This is a genomic window from Streptomyces sp. NPDC059851 (assembly GCF_042732005.1).
In the GTDB taxonomy this organism is placed as follows: Bacteria; Actinomycetota; Actinomycetes; order Streptomycetales; family Streptomycetaceae; genus Streptomyces.
Genome location: NZ_JBHWJJ010000023.1, coordinates 58,827 through 82,104 on the forward strand (window position 1 = coordinate 58,827; position 23,278 = coordinate 82,104).

Below are 23,278 nucleotides of genomic sequence, written 5' to 3' on the forward strand. Positions count from 1 at the left end.
GAGGAGCGGAGCGGACACCCCAACAGCCTTAGCTTGTTCTTTATCTACCAAGATCTTCCAGGCTTGCCGATGGCTTTGAGGGTCTCGGGGCGTTTGACGGTTTTGCCGACGTCGTAGCGGGGTGCCCGGTGCCTGTTCTTGGCGCCGGGTGGCCGTCCGGGTCCGGTGCCTCGGGGTTTGGGAACACGGGCCGGACAGGCGAGGTGAGCGCGGATGTTCCTGAACCCCCGGCGGACCCGGGCCGGGGTGAGCCGGTTGGAGGCGGTGGGCTTCTCCCAGGGCCGGCGGAGGTCCGCGGCCAGCGGCCGGGCGAGCCGGAGCTGGGTGTGAGCGACGATCAGGATCCAGGTCCAGCGGTCCGCCGCCTCGGGAGTACGGAGTTTCGGGGTGGTCCAGCCGAGGGTCTGTTTCGCGAAGCGGAAGGTGTGCTCCAGGTCGAAGCGGCGGAGAAACGCCTGCCAGAAGCGGTCCACGTCGTCCGGGGTGGCGCCGGTCTTCGAGGACCATAACCACACCGGCGGAGCGTCCCGGTCCTTCAACAGGTGCTCGACCTTCAGCCGTATCAACGTGCCTTCTACCACAGGCAGTTCACCGTCGTGGTCGAGCCATGAGGAGCGGTGGGTGAGTCGGGGGTGAACCCGGTCCCATGCCTGGGTTTCGGCCTTGCCGTAGTTGGTGGTGTCGGTGACCGTGGTGATCGCGGGCTCGGGCCAGGTCTCCGGCTTGGTGAAGCGGAACTCGGGGCCGTGTTTGGGCGGCCGGCCGTTGACGCCGTGCATCCTCGGCGGTTTCGGCAGCCGCATGACGCGGTCGGAGCGGACCCGGCCGACCAGCTCGACCGGCAGGTCGCGCAGGACCCAGGCCAGGCGGGTGACGTCGTAGCCGGCATCGCTGACGATCACGATGGCCGAGTCCCCGGCCTGCCACTGCCCTGCGGCGATGAGCCTTTCAACGACTCCTCGCAGCTGGGTGGCGGTGACCGCGGTCGCGTCGTCGACCGGTCCAAGCCGGACCGCGTCCAGGACCGCAGTCCATGACGTGGCGCCCGGCTCCAGCACGGCCACGAAGGAGTACGGCCAGCCAGGAATGAACTGCGAGGCCGTCTTCGCCCGGCCGTAGACGTGACAGAACAGTCGATCGGCCGAGCACGGCGCGTCCGAGCGGAGCCACGGCGACACATCGACCGCCAGGACCAGGCGCCCGCCGTCGAAACGCGGCAGCGGCAGCCCGGCCAGCACCGTCCGCAGCCGATCGACGTCGATTTGGCCGTGGTTCAGACCGCCGTACATCGCTCCGTGCCCACGACGATGCTCGGGCAACAGCGTCAAGTCCACCGGCGACTTCACCGCACCGTCCGCACACAGCACCGCGTCCGCCAGCTCGAACAGTTCATCGCGCCGGGCGGTCAGGCACTCGTAGAACTCGCCCCGGAAGCGTGACGCTTCCGCGAACGCTTCCCTCCGGACAGCATCAGGCAGCAGACTCACCTCGCGGCCTTCGTCTTGGTCACGTGCACCTTGGTCGGAGCACATGATCAGACGAAGGCCGCCCCCACGTCCGGCGAATGCCCAGGTGAGCGACGCAGTTCGACGGACGATTCGAGCGGGACATGAGGCGCGGATCTACGCTTCGGGCTCGTGCTCGGCCCGTAGGTACCGACCCCAGATCTGGGCCTTGCGATAGGGACCGGCCCCGTCGCAGTCGTACTGCGACGCGTCGAAGGTCACCCAATACAGCAGCTCACCGCTGAGCGACTGGGCATGTTCGTTGGGTTCGGGTGCACCCATGGCATCGATCGTTCCAGCAAACTCGACCTGCCAAGGACCGTCCCAGTCCTGGTCGCGAACGACCGTGACCCGGCTGCCCGGTGCCAGTGGACCCGTCGGCCATGCCTGGCTCAAGGGACGACCGAGGATGTGCTCTATCGCCTGGCGGTCGTCTACGTCCGCAGGAACAGGGCCGGAACTGTCTGTCATGCCGCCCACTCTGCCCGCACCACTTCACGAGCGCCAGAAGATAAAGAACAAGCTTAGGGTCTGTTGCGAAAGTGCTGGTCATAGCCACTGGTTGATGGCTGCGACCAGCACGGTCGCCTCGTGCCGCGAGTTTGTCGTATCTGGTGGCGACGGCACGGTGGCGCTGAGGCGGTTGATCCCGCACTCGACCGCGTGCCGCTGCTTGTAGTCGTCCTTGTCGAACTTCGGCGGGCGGCCGCCGCGCGAGCCACGCTTCAGCCGGTTGCGGATCCGGTCCGCAGGAACCGGAATCGTTGCCTTGATTCCGCGTCTGCGCAGGTAGGAGCGGTTGCTCCGGGAGTCGTACGCCTTGTCGGCCCGCACACGGTCCGGCCGCTTGCGCGGCCTTCCGAGCCCGACCCGGGGCACCCGGATCGCCTCCAGGCGGCTCGAACTGCAGCGAATCACCCCGCTGCCTGGCCGTGATCACCACCGACAGCGGCTTCTGTCCCTGCTCGACGGCGAGATGGCTTTAACACGTTGCTGAGGTTGTGGTCGTGATGTCGTCAGGGTGAGCCCTGTTCCGGTGAGGCATCCGTCGATGATGTCGCTGCGGTATTGGATCTGGCGGAGGCCGTGTCGGAGCTGGCGCATGAGGTGGCTCGGGTCGGTGAAGGCCGTGTTGGCCTGGGGGGGCCGGCGGAAGATCGACCAGATGCCTTCCACGGGGTTGAGGTCGGGTACGGAAGACGGCAGGTGGTAAGCGGTCAGCCAGTCCTGCGCGTCGATGAATGCCCTCATGCGGCGGTCTTTGTGGACGTTCAGTTGTCCCAGACCAAAACGATGGGTGCGCCGAGCTGCTGGTGGGCGGCGATGAGGAGGTCGCGGTACTCGGTCCAGGCGAAGCTCTTGCGGCCCCCGGCCTTGTGCTCCCTTGTGTCGTTTGGGCCGGTAGACGAGGCGGGAGCGTTCGCCGGGTTTGTAGCAGCACAAGGCTGCGATGGAAAAGCGGCGCTGGGAACGGCCGCGGACCCGGATGACCGGTGTGCTGCCGCGTCGGCTCCAGGAGCGTGCGGTCGGCGGCGTCACCGCCGCAACCCCGCTGACCTGGGCAAAGGGTTCGTCCCGCAGCCCAAGCGGTGGGTGGTCAAGCAGACGGACGGCACGCTGATGCTGCACCGGCGTCTGACCCGTGAGTACGACCACCGGCCCGACACCTCCGCCTCACGCGTCTACTGGGCCTCCACCGCGAACATGACCCGCCGCCTCACCACACCGAGTTTGGCCTGGCGCGACACTCTCGGACTGGCCGCGTGAACGTCGCCGGCGCGCCGACTCCCCACATGACGACCTCGCTCACTTCGTCATGGGCAGTCACGATCGCGGCGACACCACGGCCGCCTGGCAGTGCACCGGCAGCGCCCGACTCAACGTGCCGGCCGGCGTCGTCGCCCGCTGGGCACCAAGCGGCTCGGTCGTTGGACACCTCGACACCGAGCACTGCCGACTCACACTCGGCGCCTGGTCCTGGGCCGGCATCGCGGGGATCCTCGCCACCTTCGATACCGAATTCACCGACCTCCACCCGCCCGAACTCGCAGAGGCACGCCACCGACTTGCCCGCAGATTGACCATCGTCGCGGACACATGTTCCGGGTGGTCTGGGTGCCGGGGTGTGGTCAGGTCACCGGACCGAGGTAACGGACAGATGCGGGACGGCTTCGGGCGGGCGTGCCGTCGGCCTCGCCCGTGTACTCCCCGTAAGCGATCCGTAAGGGCGGCCGACATCGGGGGCGCGTAGGCGGTCAGGGCCACGGCGGATCGGGAGCACCGGAGCCCGGTCGTGGTCCACGCGACGGATTGCCGTCTCCCGTGCGGGGCGATCAGTCAGCTGCGGCTGCACGCGGTGATCGACGTGCGAGGACGGTTCACTGCCGGCCGCTTCTACTGGTCAGCAGCCGTCCGAGCGGCCAAGTAGTGATCAGCCGGTCTGCTCCCAGGCCGATCCGTGCCGCACGTGCGTAACCCGTGCTCTGCCAGTGCAGCTGTTCGGGGGCGTGGGCGTCGGTGTCCACCGCGAACCGGCAGCCCGCAGCAGCAGCCTGCACGAGCAGGTCGTCCGGCGGGTCGCGCCGTTCCGGTCGACAGTTGATCTCCACCGCGGTACCGGCTTCCGCGCACGCGGCGAACACGGCCTCGGCGTCGAAGCGGGACGGCGGGCGCCCCCGACCGGTGATGATCCGTCCCGTGCAGTGGCCGAGGACGTCGACATGCGGATTGCGCACCGCGGCCAGCAGGCGGGCGGTCATGGGCTCCGGCTCCGAGCGGAGCTTGGAGTGGACGGACGCCACGACGATGTCGAGCCGGCCGAGCAGGTCCTCGTCCTGGTCCAGCGAGCCGTCCTCGAGGACGTCGCACTCGATGCCGGTGAGCAAGCGGAAGCCGGGGCCCAGCCTGGAATTCACGTCGGCCACGGCCTCCAGTTGGCTCTTGAGCCGGTCCGGGCTCAGTCCGTGGGCAATCGTCAGCCGTGGCGAGTGATCGGTCAGAACGGCCCACTGACGGCCCAGGGCGCGGGCCGCCTCGGCCATTTCCTCGAGCGGGCTGCCGCCGTCCGACCAGTCGGAGTGCAGGTGGCAGTCCCCGGTGCTGGCAGCCGCCAGGTCCCAGCCGGCGCGCGCGTCCGGGCCGGCTTCGGCCTGCAGGCGGGCGAGGTAGCCCGGTACGGCCCCGGTCGACGCCTGGGAGATCACCTCGGCGGTGACCGGGCCCACCCCGCGCAGCCGTCCGGCCCGCTCGGCGTCCACCGGGCCCGGTTGCAGGTCGCGGACGGCGTCGGCCGCCGTGTGGAAGGCCCGCACCCGGTAGGGGGACGCCCCGCGCCATTCGAGGAGGAAGGCGATCCGACGCAGGGCTTCGTCCGGATCCATGCCTCCAGTGTCGGACCGCCGCGGGAAGCGCACCCGGCGGACTCGGCGCTGACCTGCTCCCCGCGACCGGGCGGACGCCGAGCGCGCCGCCCGGCTCGCGAAGTCCCAGGCGCTGCTGACGGTGGGCGTTCCGAGCACCTTGGAGCTGCTGGCGCTCAGGACGCAATTCCGTCTGCGCCATTGCCAGGCGATCCGCCGCAGGTCCCGAGGTCAAGGCGGCGGCGGTCCACGGGCTGCTCGGTGACGCCGCAGCCCAGCGCAAGTTCCTCGTCAACGGTATCCGCGGGGGTCGCTCAGCGTCCCGGCAACGTCTCCTGCAGCCAGTCGAAGACGACCTCGCAGTGCTCCTGCGGAGCCATCGGGGAGCAGTGCAGCTGCGCGCCCGTGGCGGCGCTGAGCTTCACGTAGTCCTTGGGGGACGTCAGCTTGTCGAAGAACTCGCGCGGCTGCCCGGGATAGAACTGCTCGTCGTCGTAGTCCAGGACCAGTGTGGGCGTCTTGATGCGCTCCACGATGTTCGTGATGTCGAGCGACTCGACGAGCTTGGCCGGGGTGTAGAAGTCGGTGAACATCTGTCCCTGGCGGGCGGCGAGCATCGCCGCCGCGGAGAACGGTTCGAACCGCTTCTTCAGCGTGGCGGCCTCGGCCGGAGACAGCTGGGGCACGACCTCCTTGTTCCAGATGTCGTTCGTCTCCTCCTTGTCCGGCGTGAGGATCTGCCGGATCTCCGCGGGGAAACCCAGCCAGGGCTTCAGCACTCCGGGCATCGCCGCCAGAGCGGCGATCCTGTTCTCATAGGCCGCGGCCCGGGGAGCCAGCTCACCTCCCATGCTCAGTCCGGTCAGGGCGATACGGTCCGTGTCCACGTCGGAACGGGCGGCCAGCCAGTCGACGAGGGGAGTCACCACCGTCTCCCAGCGCGGCGTGAAGACCACCCGGTCCAGGAAGAGCAGCTGGCCCTGGCCCGGTCCGTCGTACACGAGGGCGTTCCAGCCGCGCTCCAGGGCGGCCGACACGCCGTAGGTCCACATGTCGACGTTCTGCCCGTCGCTGCCATTGGTGAGGATCACGGTGGGGCGTCGCCCGGCGGAGTCGTCCGGCCGGAAGAACCAGACCGGAAGCGGCGTGTTCCCGTACGGTACGTTCGCCGTCACCGGGGCCGGGTCGGACAGCTTGCAGAACGTGTCCCAGGCGCGCCGCGTGGACTTGTACAGCTGCTCCTCGTTGCCGGGGGCGTCGGAGCCGAGGACGAAGAACAGCGCCTGGCTGTAGTACTGCGAGGCACGCAGCGCACGAAAGCGCGTGGTCGCGGTGCCGGGCTCGTTGCCCTCGGGCGCCTTCAACAGCCGGTCGGCCAGCTTCCCGAAGGTCTCCACATACGTCTGCGCGGAGAGCCCGGCCTTGTTGATCGCGTTCACCGCGGTGAGCACTTCGCCGACCTCACCGGCACCCTGGCCCGACCCGCCGAGGGCGAGAAGCGCGTTGAAGTTGAACCCCGGGTCCTTGAAGAGGGTCATCGCCCCGGGCGTGGCACCGCCCGCGGAGCCGGTGGCCGACCTCGTGGGACTCCCGGTGGTCCCTCGCGGGGAGGTATGGCCCAGAGGCGTGCAGCCGGCCGCCAGCACGGACCCGGCGCCGACGACGAGGCCGGTCAGTGCCGTCCGCCGGGCGGGGTCGGCGACGTGCTTGGGTAGAGGCGTCATATCAGCCGACCGTAGGGGCGGTGCCCCTCGTGTCCCATTGACCACACCGGCGTTTCCCCCGAACAGCCGCCTGCCCAGCCGGATGCCCGGACGGCTCTGATCAGGGACGTTCGCGAGCACGTGCGGCACATCGGTCGGCCAGCACGGACAGAGGCACGCTGGCGGCCCAGCTGCAGATGGCGGCGAGGGGGGAGATGAGCGCAATCCCCACCGAGGCCAGGAACACGATCGCCTGGGCGGGGAGCGGGACGCTGCGCCAGTTCCCGCCCGACGAACGGCTGACGTGCAGGTCGAGCCCGTACAGCACCAGTGCGGCCGCGCCGATGACAGCCCCGTACAGGCCCGGGCCGATGAAACGGTCGCCGTAAGTCTGCAGGACATGGGTGGGAAACGGGATCAAGGACAACAGAACCAGGAACGCGACGTTGAGCCAGAACGCGTACAGGCCGATCCTTTCCGCGTTCCGCACCGCCGCATGGTGGGCCCGCCAGAACAGCGCGATCACCACCGCGCTCAGCAGGAAGGCGCCCACCTGGGACTGGACCTCGTCGAGCGCCCGGCGCAACTCGGCCCCGTCGAGCCCCTCGGGTAGGTCGATGTCCAGCACGAGCAGCGTCATGGCGATGGCCGTCACACCGTCGGTGAGGGCGAGCATCCTGTCCCTCGGCACGAGATCCACTTGGGGTCGGGCTCGTCGCCGCTCCGGACTTGCGTTCATGGCACCTGTGGTAGCAACCCCGCCCCGCGCGGGCGGCCAACGACGCGCGGGTTCGGGGCCGCGGGCGGGCCGCTCGCCCGGCCGCTGCGCCGCCTGTGCCCCCTGTGCCGCCTGTGCCGCCTGGGCCGCCTGGCCCTCCTCACAAAGCCCCACTGGCCTCCAAACCTGACAACACCGCACACCCGACCACCCCTCATCGCCCACTGGTGACCCCACCCACGACCATCTGCCGGGACCTGATACAGGATCTCCCCGCGCGCGGCTCCACCCGGGCCGGCACCGAGCCCCATGCCGACCGCTGCGGCCATCTCCTGGCATGCCAGCGGCCCTTGGCCGAGCCGAACCCGGTCCGGAGCCATGGGAAGGCGGCTACGCCGAACCCTGCCTCTGAGCCGCCGACCGGGCAGTGCGGGTGGAGCCTGGGCCGGCTGTGGATGCGGCCCGCACCCTGCTGGTCCTGATCCGGCGCACCACTCCTCATGGCCGCACCGGCCGCTGATCGCCACCGCGCTGCGCCAACAGGAAGTACGGGCCCGCTCCGAAGCGGACACCGCGTGTGCGCCCGCACCGGCCACGTCTGGCAGGTCTTCTGGGCGGACCCTGACGGGGTCCGGGAGATGGGCCGGATCTCTGCAGGCGATGGCTGCCGACCTCGGCGAGCGGGGGCAACCGCTTCGCCCGGCCCGGGATCGACGACGTGGGCGTCGCGGCTGAGCCGGTTGCGCACCAGCGGGGGAACGACGTGGACGGTGCGGCCCGCACCGCCGAGCCGCTCGGCCAGAACGGTCTGCCAGTGGTCTTCGACGCGTTCCCGCATGCCGGGAACGATCACGATCGTCGGCACGGTGGTCCCTGTCATGAAGAGGTCTCCGGTCCCACGGTCTCCGCCGTTGCGGCGGGCGCGGTGAGGCGGTGGAGATCTCGTGCGTACCGACAACGGCCGACCAAGAAGGCGGCGGTGGCCGCGATCGCCGCGATCGGCACGAGCCGGAGCGCGCCGAGCAGACCGAGCCGGTCCGCGAGCATGCCCGTGACGGCGGGGCCGGGGGCCAGCCCGAGCAGGCTCTGGGCCAGCGTGAGCGTGGCGAAGGCCGTCGCGGCGATGGCCGCGGGGGTCAGATTCGCCACCATCGCGGCTCCGGGCCCGGCCGTACCGGCGCACAGCAGGGCTCCCAGCGCCAGCACCAGCAGCTGCACCGGTCCGGTAAGCAGGCGGAACGCGGTCATCAGCAGCACGAGGGAGCCCACGCTGCAGCAGATGGCGACGGACCACTTGCGGATCGGGTCGCGCCGGCTGAACCGGTCCGAGGCGATCCCTCCGGCGACCATCCCGATTCCGATCACCAGGGCGAAGAGCCCCGCGGTCGCACCGGCCTTCGCGGTGGGCATGTCGTAGTAGCGGTTGAAGTAACTGGGCAGCCAGGCGATCAGGGCGCCCGCGATGAACAGTTGCAATCCGCTGCCGATGTAGGCGCTGACCACCGAGACGGAGGAGAACAGTCGCGGCAGGAGCACGCGGAGCCGGTCATTCGTGTCAGTGCCGGCCGCCCCGTCCTCGGACGGGTCCGACCGAGGGGTCAGCCGCTTCTCCGTGACCACGACGGCGTAGACGCCGGCGAGTACCAGGCCGAAGATCCCCATCACGCCGAACGCCCAGCGCCAGCCGTATGCCTGAGCCACAGCGCCACCGATGGATATGCCCAGAACCGAGCCGAACGCGCCGCCGGCGATGAAGGCCCCCGAGAGCGTCGCCCGCAGGGTGCGCGGGAAGACGCTGAGGACCACGGCGATGCCCACGCTGCCGTACGCGGCCTCACCGATGCCGACGAAGAGCCGGCCGATGAACATCTGGCCGTAGCTCGCCGCCACCGCGCAGCCCAGGGTGGCCAGACTCCACATCGTCGCCGCGATGACGAGGGACCTCACCCTGCCCCACCGGTCGGCCAGCAGCGAGAGGGGGAAGGTGAGCAGACCGACCATCAGGGCGACGATGCCGCTGAGGGAGCCCAGTCGGGCGTCCGAGAGCAGCCAGTCGGCCTTCAACATCGGGAAGACGGCGTTGAGTACCTGCCGGGACATGTAGTCCGAGAGCAGGAGTGCGAAACTCAGTGCGAAGACCACCCACGCGTAGCGCCGGGACACGGGCCATTCCGAGGAGCCGGTGCCGGTGCCGGTCCCGGCTCTCTCCGGGGCGGGTGTCGCAGTGGTGAAAAACCCCATTGTCATCACCTCGACTGCTGTTGACGGAAAAGCAGGGTCAGAAGGGCCTGTCGCCGACGATTCCGGCGCGCTCCATCTTGCGGACGGCGGGCCAGTAGTCCTGGACGGCGTAGTGCTGGGTGGAGCGGTTGTCCCAGATGGCCACGCTGTTCCTCCGCCAGCGCCAGCGGACCTGGTACTCGGGCACGGCGGCCTGGCTGATCAGGTAGTTCAGCAGCTGGCTGGCGCCCGGCGCGTAGTCCTGGCCGAAGCGGACGTTCTCGGGCGTGTGGTAGTTGACGAAATGGGTCGTGAAGGCATTGACGAAGAGGATCTCCTCACCGGTCTCCGGGTGGGTGCGTACCACCGGGTGCTCCGCGTCCGGGAACCGGGCCGCCAGCGCGTGACGCTGCTCCCCGGGCATGACCGCGCCGAAGGTCGCCTCGATGCTGTGCCGGGCGCGCAGGTCCTGTATCTGCGTCTTGATGTGCTCCGGGAGGCGGCGGTGGGCCTCGACCATGTTGACCCAGATCGTGTCGCCGCCCACGGGGGGCGACTCGACACAGCGGAGGACGGCGCCCATGGACGGGTTCTCGCGCCACGTGCCGTCGGTGTGGAGCGCGTTCTCGTAGTGCTCGGGCGCGCTGTCCAGGTCCTTGTAGATGCGGACCAGGCCCGGGTGGTCCGGGTCGCTGCCGGCCACCGGGTGGTCCTCCAGCGGTCCGAAGCGTTCGGCGAAGGCGACGTGGTCGGCGCGCGTGATGTCCTGGTCGCGCAGGAACAGCACCTTGTGCTCGAGCAGCAGGATCTTGATCTCGGCGAACAGGTCGTCGTCACGGGCGGCGTCGGCGAGGTTCACGCCGGAGAGCTCGGCGCCGATGGAGCAGGTCAGCGGCTCGACGCCGATGGAGGTGCGGAGCACGTCGGGGCGTACCAGGGCAAGCCCCCGGGCCGGAGTGCGGTCCTTCGATCGAAGGGTTTCGTGCATGGTGCTCACTCCTGGGGTGGGGTGTGGGCGCGGGTGTCCTCAGAGGGTGAAGACGGAGGACCCCGTGGTCCGTCCGGCTTCCAAGTCGCGATGTGCCTGTTCGGCGTCATCGAGGGAGTAGCGCTGGTTGATCTCGATCGTGATGCGTCGGGAGGCGACGTGGTCGAACAGTTCGCCTGCCAGGGCGTCCCGCTCCGCCGGTTCGGCGATGTAGTCGGCCAGGGCCGGGCGGGTGACGAAGAGCGAGCCGTTCACGGCGAGCTGCATGGCGTCGATCGGTGGTACCGGACCGGAGGCCGTGCCGAAGCAGACCAGCAGTCCGCGGCGTGACAGCGAAGCCAGCGAGCCGGCGAAGGTGTCCTTGCCGACGCTGTCGAAGACGACCGGCACTCCTGCGCCGTCGGTCAGCTCGCGCACCCGCTCGGCCACGTCCTCGCGCCGGTAGTAGATCACGTGCTCGCAGCCGTGTGCGCGTGCCAGCTCCGCCTTCTCCTCGTTGGACACCGTTCCGATCACGGTGACGCCGAGGAGCCTGGCCCACTGGCTGAGGATCAGGCCGACACCGCCCGCCGCCGCGTGGAGCAGCACGGTGTCACCGGCCTTCAACGCGTGGATCCGGCGGAGGAGGTACGCGGAGGTGAGTCCGCGCATGGTCATGGCGGCGGCGGTCTCGAAGCCGATCTCGTCCGGCAGCTTGATCAGGTGCGAGGCCGGCATGATCCGCTCCGTGCTGTACGCCCCCAACGGGCTGCCGGTGTAGGTGACGCGATCGCCTTCGGCGACGTGGGTGACTCCCTCACCGATGGCCTCGACCACTCCGGAGGCCTCGACGCCGATTCCGTCGGGCAGTCGGACCGGGTAGAGGCCCGTGCGGAAGTACGTGTCGGCGAAGTTGAGGCCGACGGCGACGTGTCGGATGCGCACTTCACCGGGACCCGGGTCACCGATGGTGACCTCCTCCCAGGTCAGGACGTCGGGTCCACCGGTTTCGTAGAAGCGGACGGCGTGGGCCACGGGATGCTCCGATCGCTCGTGTGTGGGGGCTCGTGCAGGACGCCGGGTGGCCGGGTCAGTTCTTGACGGCGCGCAGCATGAAGCCGCGCTGCCCGGGGCGGCGGTTCGGGACCATGCCGAGACGGTCGAGGGTCTCGTCGGCGTCGGAGTAGTACTCGCCGATCTTGTAGATCTCCTTGGCCTCGGGACCGGTCGCGATGTCGCGTCCGAGGGTGTCCGCGATCCGGACCATCTGCTCGACCTGCTCGACGGAGGACATCCGCTCGCCCTTGCGCCGCCACAGATTGTCCTCGTTGCCGACTCGGACGTGTACGCCGAGGGCGATCGCGATCGCGTTCATCGGGGCCACGGCGCGCATGGAGCTCTCGATGGTGAGGACCGCGCCGTCCGGTACGCGGCGGATGAACTCGATCAGGTCGGAGGGGTGCCGCCCGGCGAAACCGCCCCCGATCGCAACGTAGTTGAGGACCAGCGGGCCGGTGTGGACGCCGGCGCGGATGAGCCGCTCGACGGTCTCGAGCTGGGCGATGGTGGCGAGCTGGAAGTGCGGCTGGACGCCGCTCGCGTGCAGGCGCTTCAGGTGCTCGAGGTAGAACTCGGGGCCGGCCTCGACGACCATGTCGCGGTAGGCCCGGTAGTAGTCCGGCTTCGCGATCGAGGTGCCCTCCAGGTCATCGGCGGTCATGATCTCGACGATGTTCATCTGGTTCGTGTTGATCGCGATGGTCACCTGGTCCGGCGCCGGTGTGAGGTCGGCCAGGAGGTGACGGGTGTCGTAGGCGAGCCACCTGGCGTCGCCGCCCTCGCCCTCGGGGGCGAAGGAGATCGAGCCGCCGATCTGCAGGAGCATGTCAGGCACTGCCTCGCGCAGTCGACCCAGCAGTTCGTTGAACATGGACATCCGCTTGGAGCCCTTGCCGTCGAGCTCGCGCACGTGGATGTGGAGCACCGTGGCACCGGCGTTGTAGCAGTCGACGGCCGCCTGGACGTGCTCGTCCATGGTCAGCGGCAGGTCGTCGGCGTCGCCTGGCAGCCACTCCGGTCCGTACGGGGCGGCCTGGATGACGAGCTTCTCCTGGTTCTCGGGAAAGAGCGAGTCGTCGTGGAAATGCACGGTCCTTCTCCTTTGCGTGCGGGTGATCACCGGCCGTGCCGGTCGGCACCTGCGGAATCAGAGTTCCTGGACGGCAGGGACCGGCGCGGGCCGGGCCAGGGAGAACATCGGGCGCGTGGGCCCGGGCGCGGTCGACCGGTGCCGGAGGGGAGCGGGCCGTAGGGGAAACGACCCGTCTCACCTCCGGCAGTCGACCGCCGTGAGCGGTGAAGCCACGGTAGGGCCGGGTGAGGCCGACTGCTTGACCCCTGGTGACAGCGGACTTGTCATTCGGGGACATGGGCGACGGGCGACCGAGGTGCCGTCCGCATGTCGTACGGCTGGGTCCGTCAGCCCCGGCCCGGATGCCGCGCCCGGCCCTTTTCCTTGCGCCACTGCCTCGGACTGCACCCGAACTGTTCGTGGAACCATCGGGAGAACGCGCTCAGGGACGAGAAGCCCAGGAGGTCGGAGATCTCCGTCAGCGAGTGGCGGGGATGGGGCACGAACTGCTCCGCGAGCCGCATCCGTGTGGCGTTCAGCAGCGACGAGAACGTCTCTCCCGACCGGGCCAGATGGCGGTGGACGGTGCGACGGTCGACGCCGAGGCTGCGGGCGACCTGCTCGATGGAGCACCGGCCGGTGGGCAGCAGGGCCTCGATGAGTTCGCGAACCCGGTCCACCACCGAGGTGTCCCTGGGAGTGGCGGCGATGGCGTCGAAGTACTGTCGGGCGTAGTTCCGCAGCTGCGGGTCCGCCATGGCGTTGGGGGCGTCGAGGTCGTCGGCGTAGAAGACGATGCCGTTGAACTCGCGGTCGAATTCGAGCCCCGGGCCGAACAGGCGGCGGTGTCTGTCCGTGTCCACCGGAGCGCCGTGGGTGAACCACACCGAGAGGGGCTGCCACCGCGGGTCGAGGAACCCCCGCAGAATCCGGGCGAAGGCACCCACGGCCAGTTCCGTGGCCTGCCGGGCCGGCGCCGTCTCACCGAGCCGGAGGTCCACCTTGATGGAGGCCAGGCCGTTCCGTTCGGACAGGCGCGTGTGCAGGAGCTCGTTGTACATGTGCTCGTGGCGCAGCAGCAGTGCCAGCGCGCTGCGTACGTCGGGCTCCTCGCGGACGACCAGGCTGATGGGGCCGAGGTTGGAGAAGCGGCGCAGCTCGGCCATGCGCAGGCCGAAGTCGTCGTGGTGCGAGGCGTTCGCGGAGAGTTCCAGGAGGTGGACGGCGGCGGGGCCCGAGATCCACCGGTCCTGGACGGCGAGGTCCGCGGTGTCCAGACCCACGCGCTTCATCAGCGCGCTCGGGTCGATGCCGAGGGAGCGGCCCAGCTCGACGTAGCCGCTCAGCGCTGCGGTGCGGACGAGGGGCCTCATCGACGTGCTCCAGGTGTTCGGTCCCCAGAAGTTAAGTTCCTCGTCCCGGCACGTCAAGCATCGAGGCTGCGGCCGCCCTACCATCCCCTCAACGCGGCCCCGACGAACCGCGTGCGGAGTCCCGGATCCGCCGTGGACCACCCCACTCGACGTCGTCCGATCCCACAGCCTGCGTCCCAGCCGTCCCGGCGGCGGATGCCACGATCGCCGCCCGCACCGTGCTGACGACCGGGACGGACAGAAGGAGACTGCCGGCCATGACCAACCTCGCCGTGATTCTGGTGAACTCCGCGGTGGCCCGCGGCAATCGCGTCGCCGTGCGACACGACGACACCGCTCTGTCCTATGCCGAGCTGGACGAGGCGAGTGCCAGGTTCGCCGCGGTGCTGCAGGACCGCGGCGTGCGGCCGGGCGACCGGGTGGCCATGAGCATGCCGAACGTGGTGTTCTTCCCGGTCGTCTACTACGGGATCCTTCGGGCCGGGGGAGTGGTCGTGCCGATGAACCCCCTGCTCAAGGCCCGCGAGACGGCGTACATCCTGCGCGACTGCGGGGCCCGCGTCGCAGTGACGTTCCCGGTGTTCGCGCAGGAGGTCGCGCGCGCCGCCGCCGAGGTGGGGGCCGAGAGCCTCGTGATGGAGCCCTCCGCGTTCCAGGACCTGCTCACGGCCGCCGAACCGCAGTCCGGCGTCATCGACCGGGAGGACGGGGACCCGGCGCTGATCCTCTACACCTCGGGCACCACCGGCACGCCCAAGGGAGCCGAGCTGACGCACGTCAATCTCGTCTCGAACACGACCACCGTCGCCGAGACGCTGTTGCAGACGGGCCCCGACGACGTCCTGTTCGGTGGCCTGCCGCTGTTCCACGCGTTCGGGCAGACCTGTGCGCTCAACACGGCCGTCGCCGCGGGGGCGACACTGACGCTGCTGCCGCGGTTCGATCCGCAGCGGGCGCTGGAGGTCATGTGCCGTGACGGGGTCACCGTGTTCCTGGGCGTACCGACGATGTACTCGGCGCTGCTCCATGCCGAACTCCCGGACGGCTTCGACGCCTCCCGGCTGCGTGTGGCCGTCTCGGGCGGTGCCGCGATACCCGTCGAGGTGCTGCACGGGTTCGAGCGGCGCTTCGACGCCACGGTGCTGGAGGGCTACGGTCTCTCCGAGACATCACCGGTGGCCTCCTTCAACCACCCGGACCGCCCGCGCAAGGCCGGCTCCATCGGGAGGCCGATCCGCGGGGTCGAGATGAAGCTCGTCGCCGAGGACGGCTGCGAGGTGCGCCCGGGCGAGGTCGGGGAGATCGTGATCCGCGGCGAGAACGTGATGAAGGGCTACTTCAACCGCCCGGAGGCGACCGCGGAGGCGGTACGCGACGGATGGTTCCACACCGGCGATCTGGCCCGGGTTGACGAGGACGGGTTCTACTTCATCGTGGACCGCAAGAAGGACCTGATCATCCGCGGCGGCTACAACGTGTATCCGCGGGAGGTCGAGGAGGTCCTGTACGAGCACCCCGCCGTGGCCGAGGCCGCAGTTGTCGGCGTACCGCACGCCGTGTACGGCGAGGAGGTCGCGGCGGTGATCGCCCTGCGCGAGGGCGCCGACGCGACGGCCGAGGAGATCCGTGCCCACGTCAAGGAGCGCGTGGCGGGGTACAAGTACCCGCGGATCGTCACTTTCACGGCGGAACTCCCCAAGGGCGCCACGGGGAAGATCCTCAAGCGCGAGATCGTCGTCACTCTGTGACCCGCGACCTCACCAGAGGCTTCGTCGGCTCGTGAGCCGAACCCCCGTCCCGGGGCTTCCGGGAATCTCAAGCCACCTCACGATGACGAGGGAGGGACTCGGGAAGGGAGGAGGCCGGGCCGGTAGTGGCGGGAGAAGATGGTCGCTACCAGATCGCGGCGGCTGCGGACACCCACCTTGTCGAAGACCGCCTTGAGATGGTCCTGGACGGTGTGGGGCGAAAGGTGCGCTCGGCGGCTGATCTCGGCGGTTGAGTAGCCGTGCAGCACCAGTTCGGTGACCGATCGTTCACGGGCGGTCAGTCCGTAGGCGGCGATCAGGAAGCCGGCGCGCTCGCCGTCATCGGCGGGCTCGACCGACACCGCGACCATCGGATCGTCCCGTGGCCCGTCCTGCAGGAGCCATGCGTGCAGTCTCACGCAGCCACCGCTGCGCGTGCGTGCCCACGAGCCCATCGAGGACGGACCCTGTGCGGCACGCACCCGGGCGGCGACGGCGTAGACCGCAGGGGGCAGTCCACGGCTGCCGGGCGATCCGGACTCCAGCTCTTCGAACCACCAGCGGACCGTCGAGGAGGCCGAGACCAGCTCGTAGTCCGGATCGAGCAGGATCAGTCCCGGTGCGGTCGGGCTCTCGGCGACTCGTGCCCTCTCGGCCAGTTGCAGGCGTCTCAGCGCCTCGCCCAGGGGCTCGGCGAGTGCGCCTGCCGCGGCGATATCGGCAGCTTCGAAGGGCGGGGCGTCGACGCCCCTGCCGAGCACCAGAGCCCCCCACGTCCCGTACCTGTCCCGCAGCACGATGCGCAGCTCGTCACGGCAGCCCAGCGGCTTGACGATGTCCCGGTAGCGGGGGCTGGCGTCCAACTCGCCACCCACCTCCTGGCTGAGCAGCCCTACGGGCGTGCGCCGCCGCACCAGGTCGGGCAGGAGGTTGACGTCACCTTCACGGTATTCGATGTCCAGCATGCGCGGCATCAGAGCGCCGGGCACCCCGTTGCGGTAGTTCCCGCCGGTGTTCATGAGCGTCGTGGGATCGACGGTCACACCGGCCCACACGTCGCAGGGAACGGCCTGGAACACGACCTTCGCCACATCGTCGAAGAACCCCTCGACGTCGTGCGCGGACGCCGCCGCCCGCAGTGCCTCACGACGAACGCGCCCGGCCCACCCCCCGTCACGACTCATGGCGCCCAGGCTAACCCTGAGGGCCACGGCGGGCGCCCGGTATGCCGGACTCCGGAAGGAACGGGCCGTTCCCCGGCAACCGCTTCGAAGCCCCCACATTCCTCGGACGGGAACCGCCGAGCCGGAACCGCATCCTGGTCATGGGCCCCGCTCGCCGCGTCGCGATGCTTCAGTGATCATCTTGACGCTGGCCGGAGGAGGCCGGGAGGCCACGTAGACGCTCCTTCGTCCACCGTCGAGTGCGCTTCGGTCGGCCGATCACGGGGCGACGGGCCGACCGAGCCGGGCTGGCATCAGTAAATGGTCACTCCGTAGTCCTGCAAAGCCTCATCAACCGGCTGGAAGTGGATGACGCAGGAACCGGGCCACAACGCCCGAGGAGGTTGAGAGCTCGGTGGCCGCGGCCGGTCTTGTGGGAAGGACATGGCCCATCCCCCAGATTCCTGGGATGGATCCGTACCTCAGCCTGACCAACCCTGGAACGAGAGCCGGCAACCGTCGGCCCGTGGCACAGCAGGGAGGGGATCTCAGATGACTTTCAGCCTTCGACGCGCAGCAGCGGCGGCGGCACTGAGCGTCGTTGCGGTACTGGGCGCCGGGACAGCGGCCCAGGCCATGCCCGCGACGGCCCCGCAGGAGGTGAGCGCCGCTACGCAAACCCTGTCGGGTTGGCAGCGCGCGGGAACCATGAGCGGCTACATGTGCACCCAGCGGGGCGACTACGCCGTGCGCTCCGGCTACGCCTGGACGTACATGTGCCTCGCGGCTCCGTACGGCCAGTTCGAGCTGTGGCTGCTCGTCAAGTGATCTGAGCCGACGGATCGGGCCGGTCGCCGTAAGCTCAGCTGCCAACACCGTGACGCCAGAGAGCGGCGGCTGCCCCGGCTGACGATGGGGCGGAGCCCCAGTTAGCCGGCATCCCGCAGGCCGATCGATCTGGAAGCGCCTTGAGTCGCCACCTCAAGGCGCTTCGCTCGTCACGCTGGCGTGAGCACCACCGAGTTGCTGTCGGGCCAGCGGCCGAGAGCGCGAGCCGGGCCGACGGCACCCCGGCCGCTCCCACGCAGCACGAGCTCTTCCAAGCGATGGGGATCTATGCTGCGCTCCTGAACAGCGGTGATGGACTGACCGCCAGCACATTCAGCTGGGGGCTTCCGTTCGGAGGGCAACGTCCAGGCACCGGGGTTCACGCCCCGGCGCTCGCGCTGCCCCGCTCGACGGGGATCCACAGCTGGGAGTCGGTCTGCGCGCCGATTTCCACGGGTTGCGTCCGTAGGAGCTCCGGACCTGGCCGGCTCGCGTACGGGTTCGAGGGGAACCACTGCGTGAACACGTCCCGCCACAGCTCCTGGAGGGCGTTCGGATAGGGCCCGTGGTTGTCGAAGACCGCCCAGGTCCCGGCCGGCACGTCGAGGGCGTCGAGCTCTTCGACGGCCGCCTCGGGACCCGTCACAACGCCGATCCAGTAGTCCACCTCGGCGCCCTCCTCCCGACTGTCGCTCAGGTGCACCGCCGCCGACAGAATCCCTTCCGGCTCCCGGGCGACCAGCTCCTTCATCCGTACGACCGCCTGCTCGTCCAGGCGCGCCACGTGCGCCGCCGCGGCCGCGTTGACCCCCTCGTGCACGAGCGGAACCCGGGCCTTCCTGCCGACGATCCGAAACGCCTCCTTCTCGACGATCCGGTACCGCATGGTCGTACTCCCCTCGACGACGAGACGGAAGGACATGCGCGGCTGCGCGGTGAGCACGGCACCCGTGCGCCGGGCTTCGCCCGGCCCGACGCCGTGCACCGACCGGAACGCCCGGGCGAACGCTTCGCCCGAGCCGTACCCGTACCGCACCGCGACATCGAGCAGCGTCAGCTCCCCGGCCAGCACCTCGGCCCCGGCGAGCGTCATCCGGCGGCGCCGCACGTATACCGGGAGCGGCATCCCGGCGAGCGTGGAGAACAGCCGCCGGAAGTGGTACTCCGACACCGCGGCGATCCGGGCCACCTCGGCCATGTCGACCTCCCGGTCGAGGCTGGCCTCCAGGTGGTCCAGCGCCTGATTCAGCCGCTCCAGCACGCGCATCCGTCCTTTCTACGGCCCTCCACTGCGGGAACGCCCACCCCACCGACCAGCCGCGGCGCAGGAGCCGCAGCGGCCGCACCCGTGGCCCAAGCCGGGTTCGCTCTCCGAGCGCGGCACCCTGGCGGTCACGGGTGGGAGTGTCGTGACGCACACGCTTCGCACATGCATGCGCACATGTTCGACGAGTGGATCCGGGGTGTTCCGTGTCGGAGCAACCATTGCCCGACCAAACCAGTGCGGGAATTGTTGGGTAGGAAGCCTGGGCGTTGCCTGAGGCTTACGCCCATGACTGAGATTAAGGGACTATGCGAACCGCGGTTCGCCGCAGTCCATGCAGCCCTTGCAGCTTCGCTCGGCAAGGACGACGTGGGTGCCTCGGTCGCTGTCTACCTCGATGGCGAGCCGGTGGTCGACATCTGGGGCGGGTACGCCGATGCAGACCGCTCCGTCAGCTGGGAACGCGCCACCCTCACCGGTGTGAACTCGACGACCAAGAACATGACCGCACTGTGCGCGCTCATCCTCGCCGACCGGGGCGAGCTCGATCTGTCCGCGCCGGTCGCCGCCTACTGGCCCGAATTCGCCGCGGCGGGCAAGGAGAACGTGCTGGTGCGGCACGTGCTGTCCCACACCGCGGGACTGCCGGACCTGTCCGGGCTGACGGCGGTCGAGGACCTCTACGACTGGGAGGACGTGACGTCACGACTGGCCGCGCAGGCGCCCGCATGGGAACCCGGGACGGCCGTCGGCTATCACGCGCTCACCTTCGGGTTCCTCGTGGGTGAGATCGTCCGCCGCATCACCGGCCACAGCCTCGGCGAGTTCTTCGCAGAGGAGGTGGCCAAGCCGCTGGACGCAGACTTCCACATCGGGCTCTCCGCAGAGCACGACCACCGCGTCACACCGCTCATCCCGCCGCCATCACTGACCGACGAGTACGCCGCCAGCGCACCGCCCGGACCGGACGGCGTACCGCGGGACATCACCGGTGCCGCTATCCGGGTCAAGGACGTCAACTCAGTGGGCTGGCGCCGTGCGCAGATCCCCGCGGTGAACGGCTTCGGCAACGCTCGCTCCGTCGCCCTCATCCAGTCGGTACTTGCGAACCAGGGAACGGTCGGCGGCGTGCGGCTGCTGTCCCCCCGGGGTTGCGAGCCGGCGTGGCAGGAGGTGTTCCGCGGTCAGGACCGCATCCTGGGAGTGCCGATGTGCTGGACGGTGGGCTTCGCCAAGTTCGGCAACACTTTCGGCTGGGGCGGTTGGGGCGGCTCGCTGGTCGTGAGTGATCCCGGTTCACGCATGACGGTGGCCTACGTCATGAACCGGATGATCGACCGGGACCGGCAGGAGGACAACCGCGGCATGGAGATCGTGTTGGCCGCCTACAGTGGCCTGCAGTGACAGCGCGACGAGGGGGGGCGCTGGGCCCACTCGGGCTGCTCATTCCCGCCTGGACCGGTCCGCCCCGCCGCCCCGCCGCCCCGCCGCCTCGGCGTCCGCAGGGTCGCTCGGGACCAGATGGCGTGGACCCGCGGACAAGCGCAACGTCTCAGCAGAGGGTGAAATCTTCTGCGTCGACCGCTTCTCCATCTTCGTCCGTGCCGGTGAATCCGTGGGACTTCGGCTCCACAGCGGGCGAGCCGCTCGCGCCCGAACGGCAGGAGGTCTGGCCTGTCTGCAACCCCCGGGCGACCACCAGCTTCCTCATGGCGCGCGGGTGTGTGGTCAAGGTCGTGTGTATGGCCCTCAGATCGTCTACACCGGTTGAGCCCGTGCAGGGCTGCGCCTGTGGGCAGGCGCCGTCGTCGACAATGCTCGGTCGCGGGAGCAGCACCCGAGCCTGCCTCGCCGGGCGGTCGCGGCGGTCGCCCTCTCCAACGCTTTGTCCCCCAGCGCATGGGCGCCACCACCATCGAGGTCAACAGCGCCCACGTCCCGATGCTCTCCCAGCCCGAGGCCGGCCTCGATCTGATCAGAAGGGCAGTCGATGCCGTGGCCACGGCACAGTTCTCTCACGGAGAGCAACGAGGCTGCCGCAGTCCTCAACTGATCAATCGGGGCGGGAAGCGTACGGGTCCGCAGTGGCGACTCTTCTGGCGTAGCCCGCCAGTTGGCGCCGCAGCGTCTGGCGGGGCACCCCTTCCTGACCGGCCAGGCGCTCGACGAGGTCGGCACGGGTGGCGGCGAGCAGGGCATGGGCGGTGAAGCGGGGGTCGGTCATACCGGGGATCTGCTCCAATGCGGATAGGAGCAAGCCGTGCCAGTGTTCGTAGTGCTCCGCCTGGTACGGGCTGCCGCTCCCGCTCTCCTCCAGCGCCAGGGCGAGGCGGTGGTTGTCGAGCTTGAAGCACAGGACCGCGTCGAGGAGGGCGGGTACGCGTTCCTGCGGCGGGGCAGCGGGCCCGAGGGGTGGCGGGCCCGCCTCCGCCGCCTCCCGGATCGGTTCGAGCCGTGCCTCGTAGAGCGCGCGGAGCAGGCCGGCGCGGTCACCGAACGCGCGGAAGAGCGTGCCCTTGCCGACGCCGGCAGCCGCCGCGATATCGGCCATCGTGAGGTCCTCGGGGCTCTCGGAACGGGCGAAGAGGGCGTCGGCGGCGTCCAGGACGGCCTGGCGGTTACGGGCGGCGTCCTTGCGGGCTCTGCGCTTGGGCTCGGGCACGCGACTCCTCCAATTGAAAAACGGACCCCGAGTCCGTATCGTCGAAACCGGACCCAGGGTCCGCATCCTATGAGACGGAGGATACCCATGCCCGCGCCCGCACCGCTCTCGCCGGTGGATCTGTACCGCCACAGCCTGCGACTCCTGCTCGCCAAAGACGTTCCCGGCTGGATCGGCCTGTGGGCCGAGGACGGGGTCATGGAATTCCCGTTCGCACCCCCCGGCCGGCCCGCGCGGCTCATGGGCCGCGAAGCCATAGCCGACTACATGCGCCCCTACCCCGACCACATTGACCTGCACGACTTCCCCGAGGCCCATCTGCGGATGCACGAGACCGTCGATCCGCGGACCATCGTGGCCGAGATGCGCGGCGTCGGCAGGCTGGTGAAGACGGGCCGCCCGTTCGACATGACGTACATCGCCGTCGTCACCGCCGAGGACGGGCGCTTCACCTCCTACCGCGACTACTGGAACCCCCTCGCCGTCCTCGAAACCGGCGTCGACCTCGCCGGCAGCAGCCGATGACCAGCACCGAAGCCGGCCCCCTCACCGGCACCACGCTCGTCATCGGCGCCACCGGGACCACCGGCAGCCGCACCGCCGCACGACTGACGGCCGCCGGTCACACGGTCAGGGCAGCCAGTCGCAAGGGCACGCCGGTGGCCGGAACCGAGTCGGTCCGTTTCGACTGGTACGAGCCCGGCACGCACGCCGCCGCCCTCGATGGGGCCGAACGCGTCTACGTGATCCCACCCGTGGGCGATCCCGACCCCGCGGCGGTCGTCCTGCCCTTCCTGCGCCGGGCCCGTGCCGTCGGCGTGCGGCGCGCGGTGCTGCTGAGCGCCTCCGCCGTCCCGGAGGGCGGGCCGGCCGTTGGGCTGGTGCACCAGGCGCTGCCGGGCATCTTCGACGAATGGGCGGTGCTGCGGCCGTCCTGGTTCATGCAGAACTTCACCGGCAGTCACATGCACGCACAGAGCATCCGGACCGACGGCGTCATCCTCACCGCCACCGGCACCGGCCGGGTCGGCTTCGTCGACGCCGACGACATCGCTGCCGTCGCCGTCCACGCCCTGACCGACGTCCAGGCCCCGGGCACGGATCTCGTCCTTACCGGCCCCGAGGCCCTCAGCCACGACGACATCGCCGCGGTCATCACCGAGGTAACCGGTCGGCTCGTGGTCCACCGACCGCTGTCCCACAACGGGTTGCACGACCGGCTCACCACGCTGATGCCCCGGGAGTTCGCCACGATGCTGGCTGACATGGACCGGGCCATCGCCGAAGGGGCCGAGGACCACGTCACCGACACCGTCCAGCGCATCACCGGGCGGCCCCCGCGCAGCTTCCACGCCCTCGCGGAGCGGGAGCTGAGCCAAAGGAACTGATGGAGGCCGTGTGCACGCTCCTCCCGCTGGCCTTTGCGTTTCGGCAGCGCGCTGATGCGTGCACCCCGCCTTCATAGCCGATCTGGAACCGGCCGTCCGCGTCCCGGGCGAGCATGACCCGCGCCCAGGTCGCCATGGACACCGCCGCCTTGGCTACGGGTCAACGGAGATCGGGGAATCGCCGCCGAGATGGCCGCCGCCGTTTACGACCGGCTGCCGGCCGCGTATCGCAGCGGCCTGGTGCACGCC

At 69.8% G+C, this 23,278-nt stretch carries 20 protein-coding genes and 1 pseudogene; 6 read left to right on the forward strand and 15 right to left on the reverse strand.

Translation table 11 applies throughout. The features are described 5' to 3' along the window. Positions 1-44 precede the first annotated feature (44 nt). The 4 genes from ACFV7Q_RS11205 to ACFV7Q_RS11220 form a co-directional block, all read right to left on the reverse strand. Positions 45-1,487: an NF041680 family putative transposase gene (locus ACFV7Q_RS11205; protein WP_385426671.1), complete on the reverse strand. Its 1,443-nt coding sequence runs from the start codon at positions 1,485-1,487 to the stop codon at positions 45-47. A gap of 135 nt (positions 1,488-1,622) precedes the next feature. Beyond that, positions 1,623-1,976 carry a ferrous iron transport protein A gene (locus ACFV7Q_RS11210; RefSeq protein ID WP_385426674.1) on the reverse strand — a complete coding sequence of 118 codons (354 nt, stop codon included), beginning with the start codon at positions 1,974-1,976 and terminating at the stop codon, positions 1,623-1,625. A 78-nt stretch (positions 1,977-2,054) separates the two neighbouring features. Continuing rightward, a complete protein-coding gene (locus ACFV7Q_RS11215) occupies positions 2,055-2,384 on the reverse strand; it encodes a transposase (RefSeq protein WP_385426677.1) in 330 nt (109 codons plus the stop codon). A gap of 57 nt (positions 2,385-2,441) precedes the next feature. Continuing rightward, positions 2,442-3,134, reverse strand: coding sequence for a transposase (locus ACFV7Q_RS11220; protein ID WP_385426726.1), 693 nt, complete (start codon positions 3,132-3,134; stop codon positions 2,442-2,444). Here ACFV7Q_RS11220 and ACFV7Q_RS11225 point away from each other — a divergent pair. Beyond that, a pseudogene (locus ACFV7Q_RS11225) lies at positions 3,045-3,272 on the forward strand (IS5/IS1182 family transposase); the annotation flags it as partial. The gene ACFV7Q_RS11220 and the pseudogene ACFV7Q_RS11225 sit on opposite strands and share 90 nt — an antisense overlap. A 611-nt stretch (positions 3,273-3,883) precedes the next feature. On the opposite strand, the gene ACFV7Q_RS11230 reads toward ACFV7Q_RS11225, so the two are convergent. The 8 genes from ACFV7Q_RS11230 to ACFV7Q_RS11265 all read right to left on the reverse strand — a co-directional run bounded on the left by ACFV7Q_RS11230 (position 3,884) and on the right by ACFV7Q_RS11265 (position 13,976). Continuing rightward, entirely contained in the window at positions 3,884-4,885 is a 1,002-nt protein-coding gene (locus tag ACFV7Q_RS11230; protein WP_385426679.1) for a PHP domain-containing protein, read from the reverse strand. A 293-nt stretch (positions 4,886-5,178) separates the two neighbouring features. Continuing rightward, complete coding sequence (locus ACFV7Q_RS11235) at positions 5,179-6,588, reverse strand: alpha/beta hydrolase family protein (protein WP_385426682.1); 1,410 nt, start codon at positions 6,586-6,588, stop codon at positions 5,179-5,181. 100 nt (positions 6,589-6,688) lie between these two features. Continuing rightward, positions 6,689-7,243: a TMEM175 family protein gene (locus tag ACFV7Q_RS11240; RefSeq protein ID WP_385426684.1), complete on the reverse strand. Its 555-nt coding sequence runs from the start codon at positions 7,241-7,243 to the stop codon at positions 6,689-6,691. A gap of 918 nt (positions 7,244-8,161) precedes the next feature. After that, positions 8,162-9,448 (reverse strand): MFS transporter, encoded by a 1,287-nt coding sequence (locus tag ACFV7Q_RS11245; protein ID WP_385426687.1) that lies wholly within the window; start codon positions 9,446-9,448, stop codon positions 8,162-8,164. A 115-nt stretch (positions 9,449-9,563) separates the two neighbouring features. Continuing rightward, complete coding sequence (locus ACFV7Q_RS11250; RefSeq protein ID WP_385426690.1) at positions 9,564-10,493, reverse strand: TauD/TfdA dioxygenase family protein; 930 nt, start codon at positions 10,491-10,493, stop codon at positions 9,564-9,566. Positions 10,494-10,532: 39 nt separating this feature from the next. Continuing rightward, positions 10,533-11,507, reverse strand: a complete 975-nt coding sequence (locus ACFV7Q_RS11255) for a quinone oxidoreductase family protein (RefSeq protein ID WP_385426693.1) — start codon at positions 11,505-11,507, stop codon at positions 10,533-10,535. Positions 11,508-11,562: 55 nt separating this feature from the next. Then, positions 11,563-12,621, reverse strand: coding sequence for a 3-keto-5-aminohexanoate cleavage protein (locus ACFV7Q_RS11260; RefSeq protein WP_385426696.1), 1,059 nt, complete (start codon positions 12,619-12,621; stop codon positions 11,563-11,565). 329 nt (positions 12,622-12,950) lie between these two features. After that, entirely contained in the window at positions 12,951-13,976 is a 1,026-nt protein-coding gene (locus ACFV7Q_RS11265) for an AraC family transcriptional regulator (protein ID WP_385426698.1), read from the reverse strand. Positions 13,977-14,233: 257 nt separating this feature from the next. On the opposite strand from ACFV7Q_RS11265, the gene ACFV7Q_RS11270 reads away from it, so the two are divergent. Further along, the gene (locus ACFV7Q_RS11270) at positions 14,234-15,724 is read left to right on the forward strand and encodes a long-chain fatty acid--CoA ligase (RefSeq protein ID WP_385426701.1); all 1,491 of its coding nucleotides are present in this window, start codon (positions 14,234-14,236) and stop codon (positions 15,722-15,724) included. A gap of 77 nt (positions 15,725-15,801) precedes the next feature. On the opposite strand, the gene ACFV7Q_RS11275 is transcribed toward ACFV7Q_RS11270, so the two are convergent. Beyond that, on the reverse strand, positions 15,802-16,908 hold the full coding sequence (locus ACFV7Q_RS11275) for a helix-turn-helix transcriptional regulator (RefSeq protein WP_385426704.1): 1,107 nt from the start codon (positions 16,906-16,908) through the stop codon (positions 15,802-15,804). 531 nt (positions 16,909-17,439) lie between these two features. On the opposite strand from ACFV7Q_RS11275, the gene ACFV7Q_RS11280 reads away from it, so the two are divergent. Then, positions 17,440-17,715, forward strand: coding sequence for a hypothetical protein (locus tag ACFV7Q_RS11280; RefSeq protein ID WP_385426706.1), 276 nt, complete (start codon positions 17,440-17,442; stop codon positions 17,713-17,715). Between the two features lie 379 nt (positions 17,716-18,094). On the opposite strand, the gene ACFV7Q_RS11285 is transcribed toward ACFV7Q_RS11280, so the two are convergent. Next, complete coding sequence (locus tag ACFV7Q_RS11285) at positions 18,095-18,976, reverse strand: GyrI-like domain-containing protein (RefSeq protein WP_385426728.1); 882 nt, start codon at positions 18,974-18,976, stop codon at positions 18,095-18,097. A 291-nt stretch (positions 18,977-19,267) separates the two neighbouring features. On the opposite strand from ACFV7Q_RS11285, the gene ACFV7Q_RS11290 reads away from it, so the two are divergent. Continuing rightward, complete coding sequence (locus ACFV7Q_RS11290) at positions 19,268-20,383, forward strand: serine hydrolase domain-containing protein (protein ID WP_385426708.1); 1,116 nt, start codon at positions 19,268-19,270, stop codon at positions 20,381-20,383. A gap of 649 nt (positions 20,384-21,032) precedes the next feature. On the opposite strand, the gene ACFV7Q_RS11295 is transcribed toward ACFV7Q_RS11290, so the two are convergent. After that, positions 21,033-21,641, reverse strand: coding sequence for a TetR/AcrR family transcriptional regulator (locus tag ACFV7Q_RS11295; RefSeq protein ID WP_385426711.1), 609 nt, complete (start codon positions 21,639-21,641; stop codon positions 21,033-21,035). An 87-nt stretch (positions 21,642-21,728) separates the two neighbouring features. On the opposite strand from ACFV7Q_RS11295, the gene ACFV7Q_RS11300 reads away from it, so the two are divergent. Beyond that, the gene (locus ACFV7Q_RS11300) at positions 21,729-22,166 is read left to right on the forward strand and encodes a nuclear transport factor 2 family protein (protein WP_385426714.1); all 438 of its coding nucleotides are present in this window, start codon (positions 21,729-21,731) and stop codon (positions 22,164-22,166) included. Next, positions 22,163-23,029 (forward strand): NmrA family NAD(P)-binding protein, encoded by an 867-nt coding sequence (locus tag ACFV7Q_RS11305; RefSeq protein ID WP_385426716.1) that lies wholly within the window; start codon positions 22,163-22,165, stop codon positions 23,027-23,029. Before ACFV7Q_RS11300 ends, ACFV7Q_RS11305 begins: the two co-directional genes overlap by 4 nt. Positions 23,030-23,278: the final 249 nt, after the last annotated feature.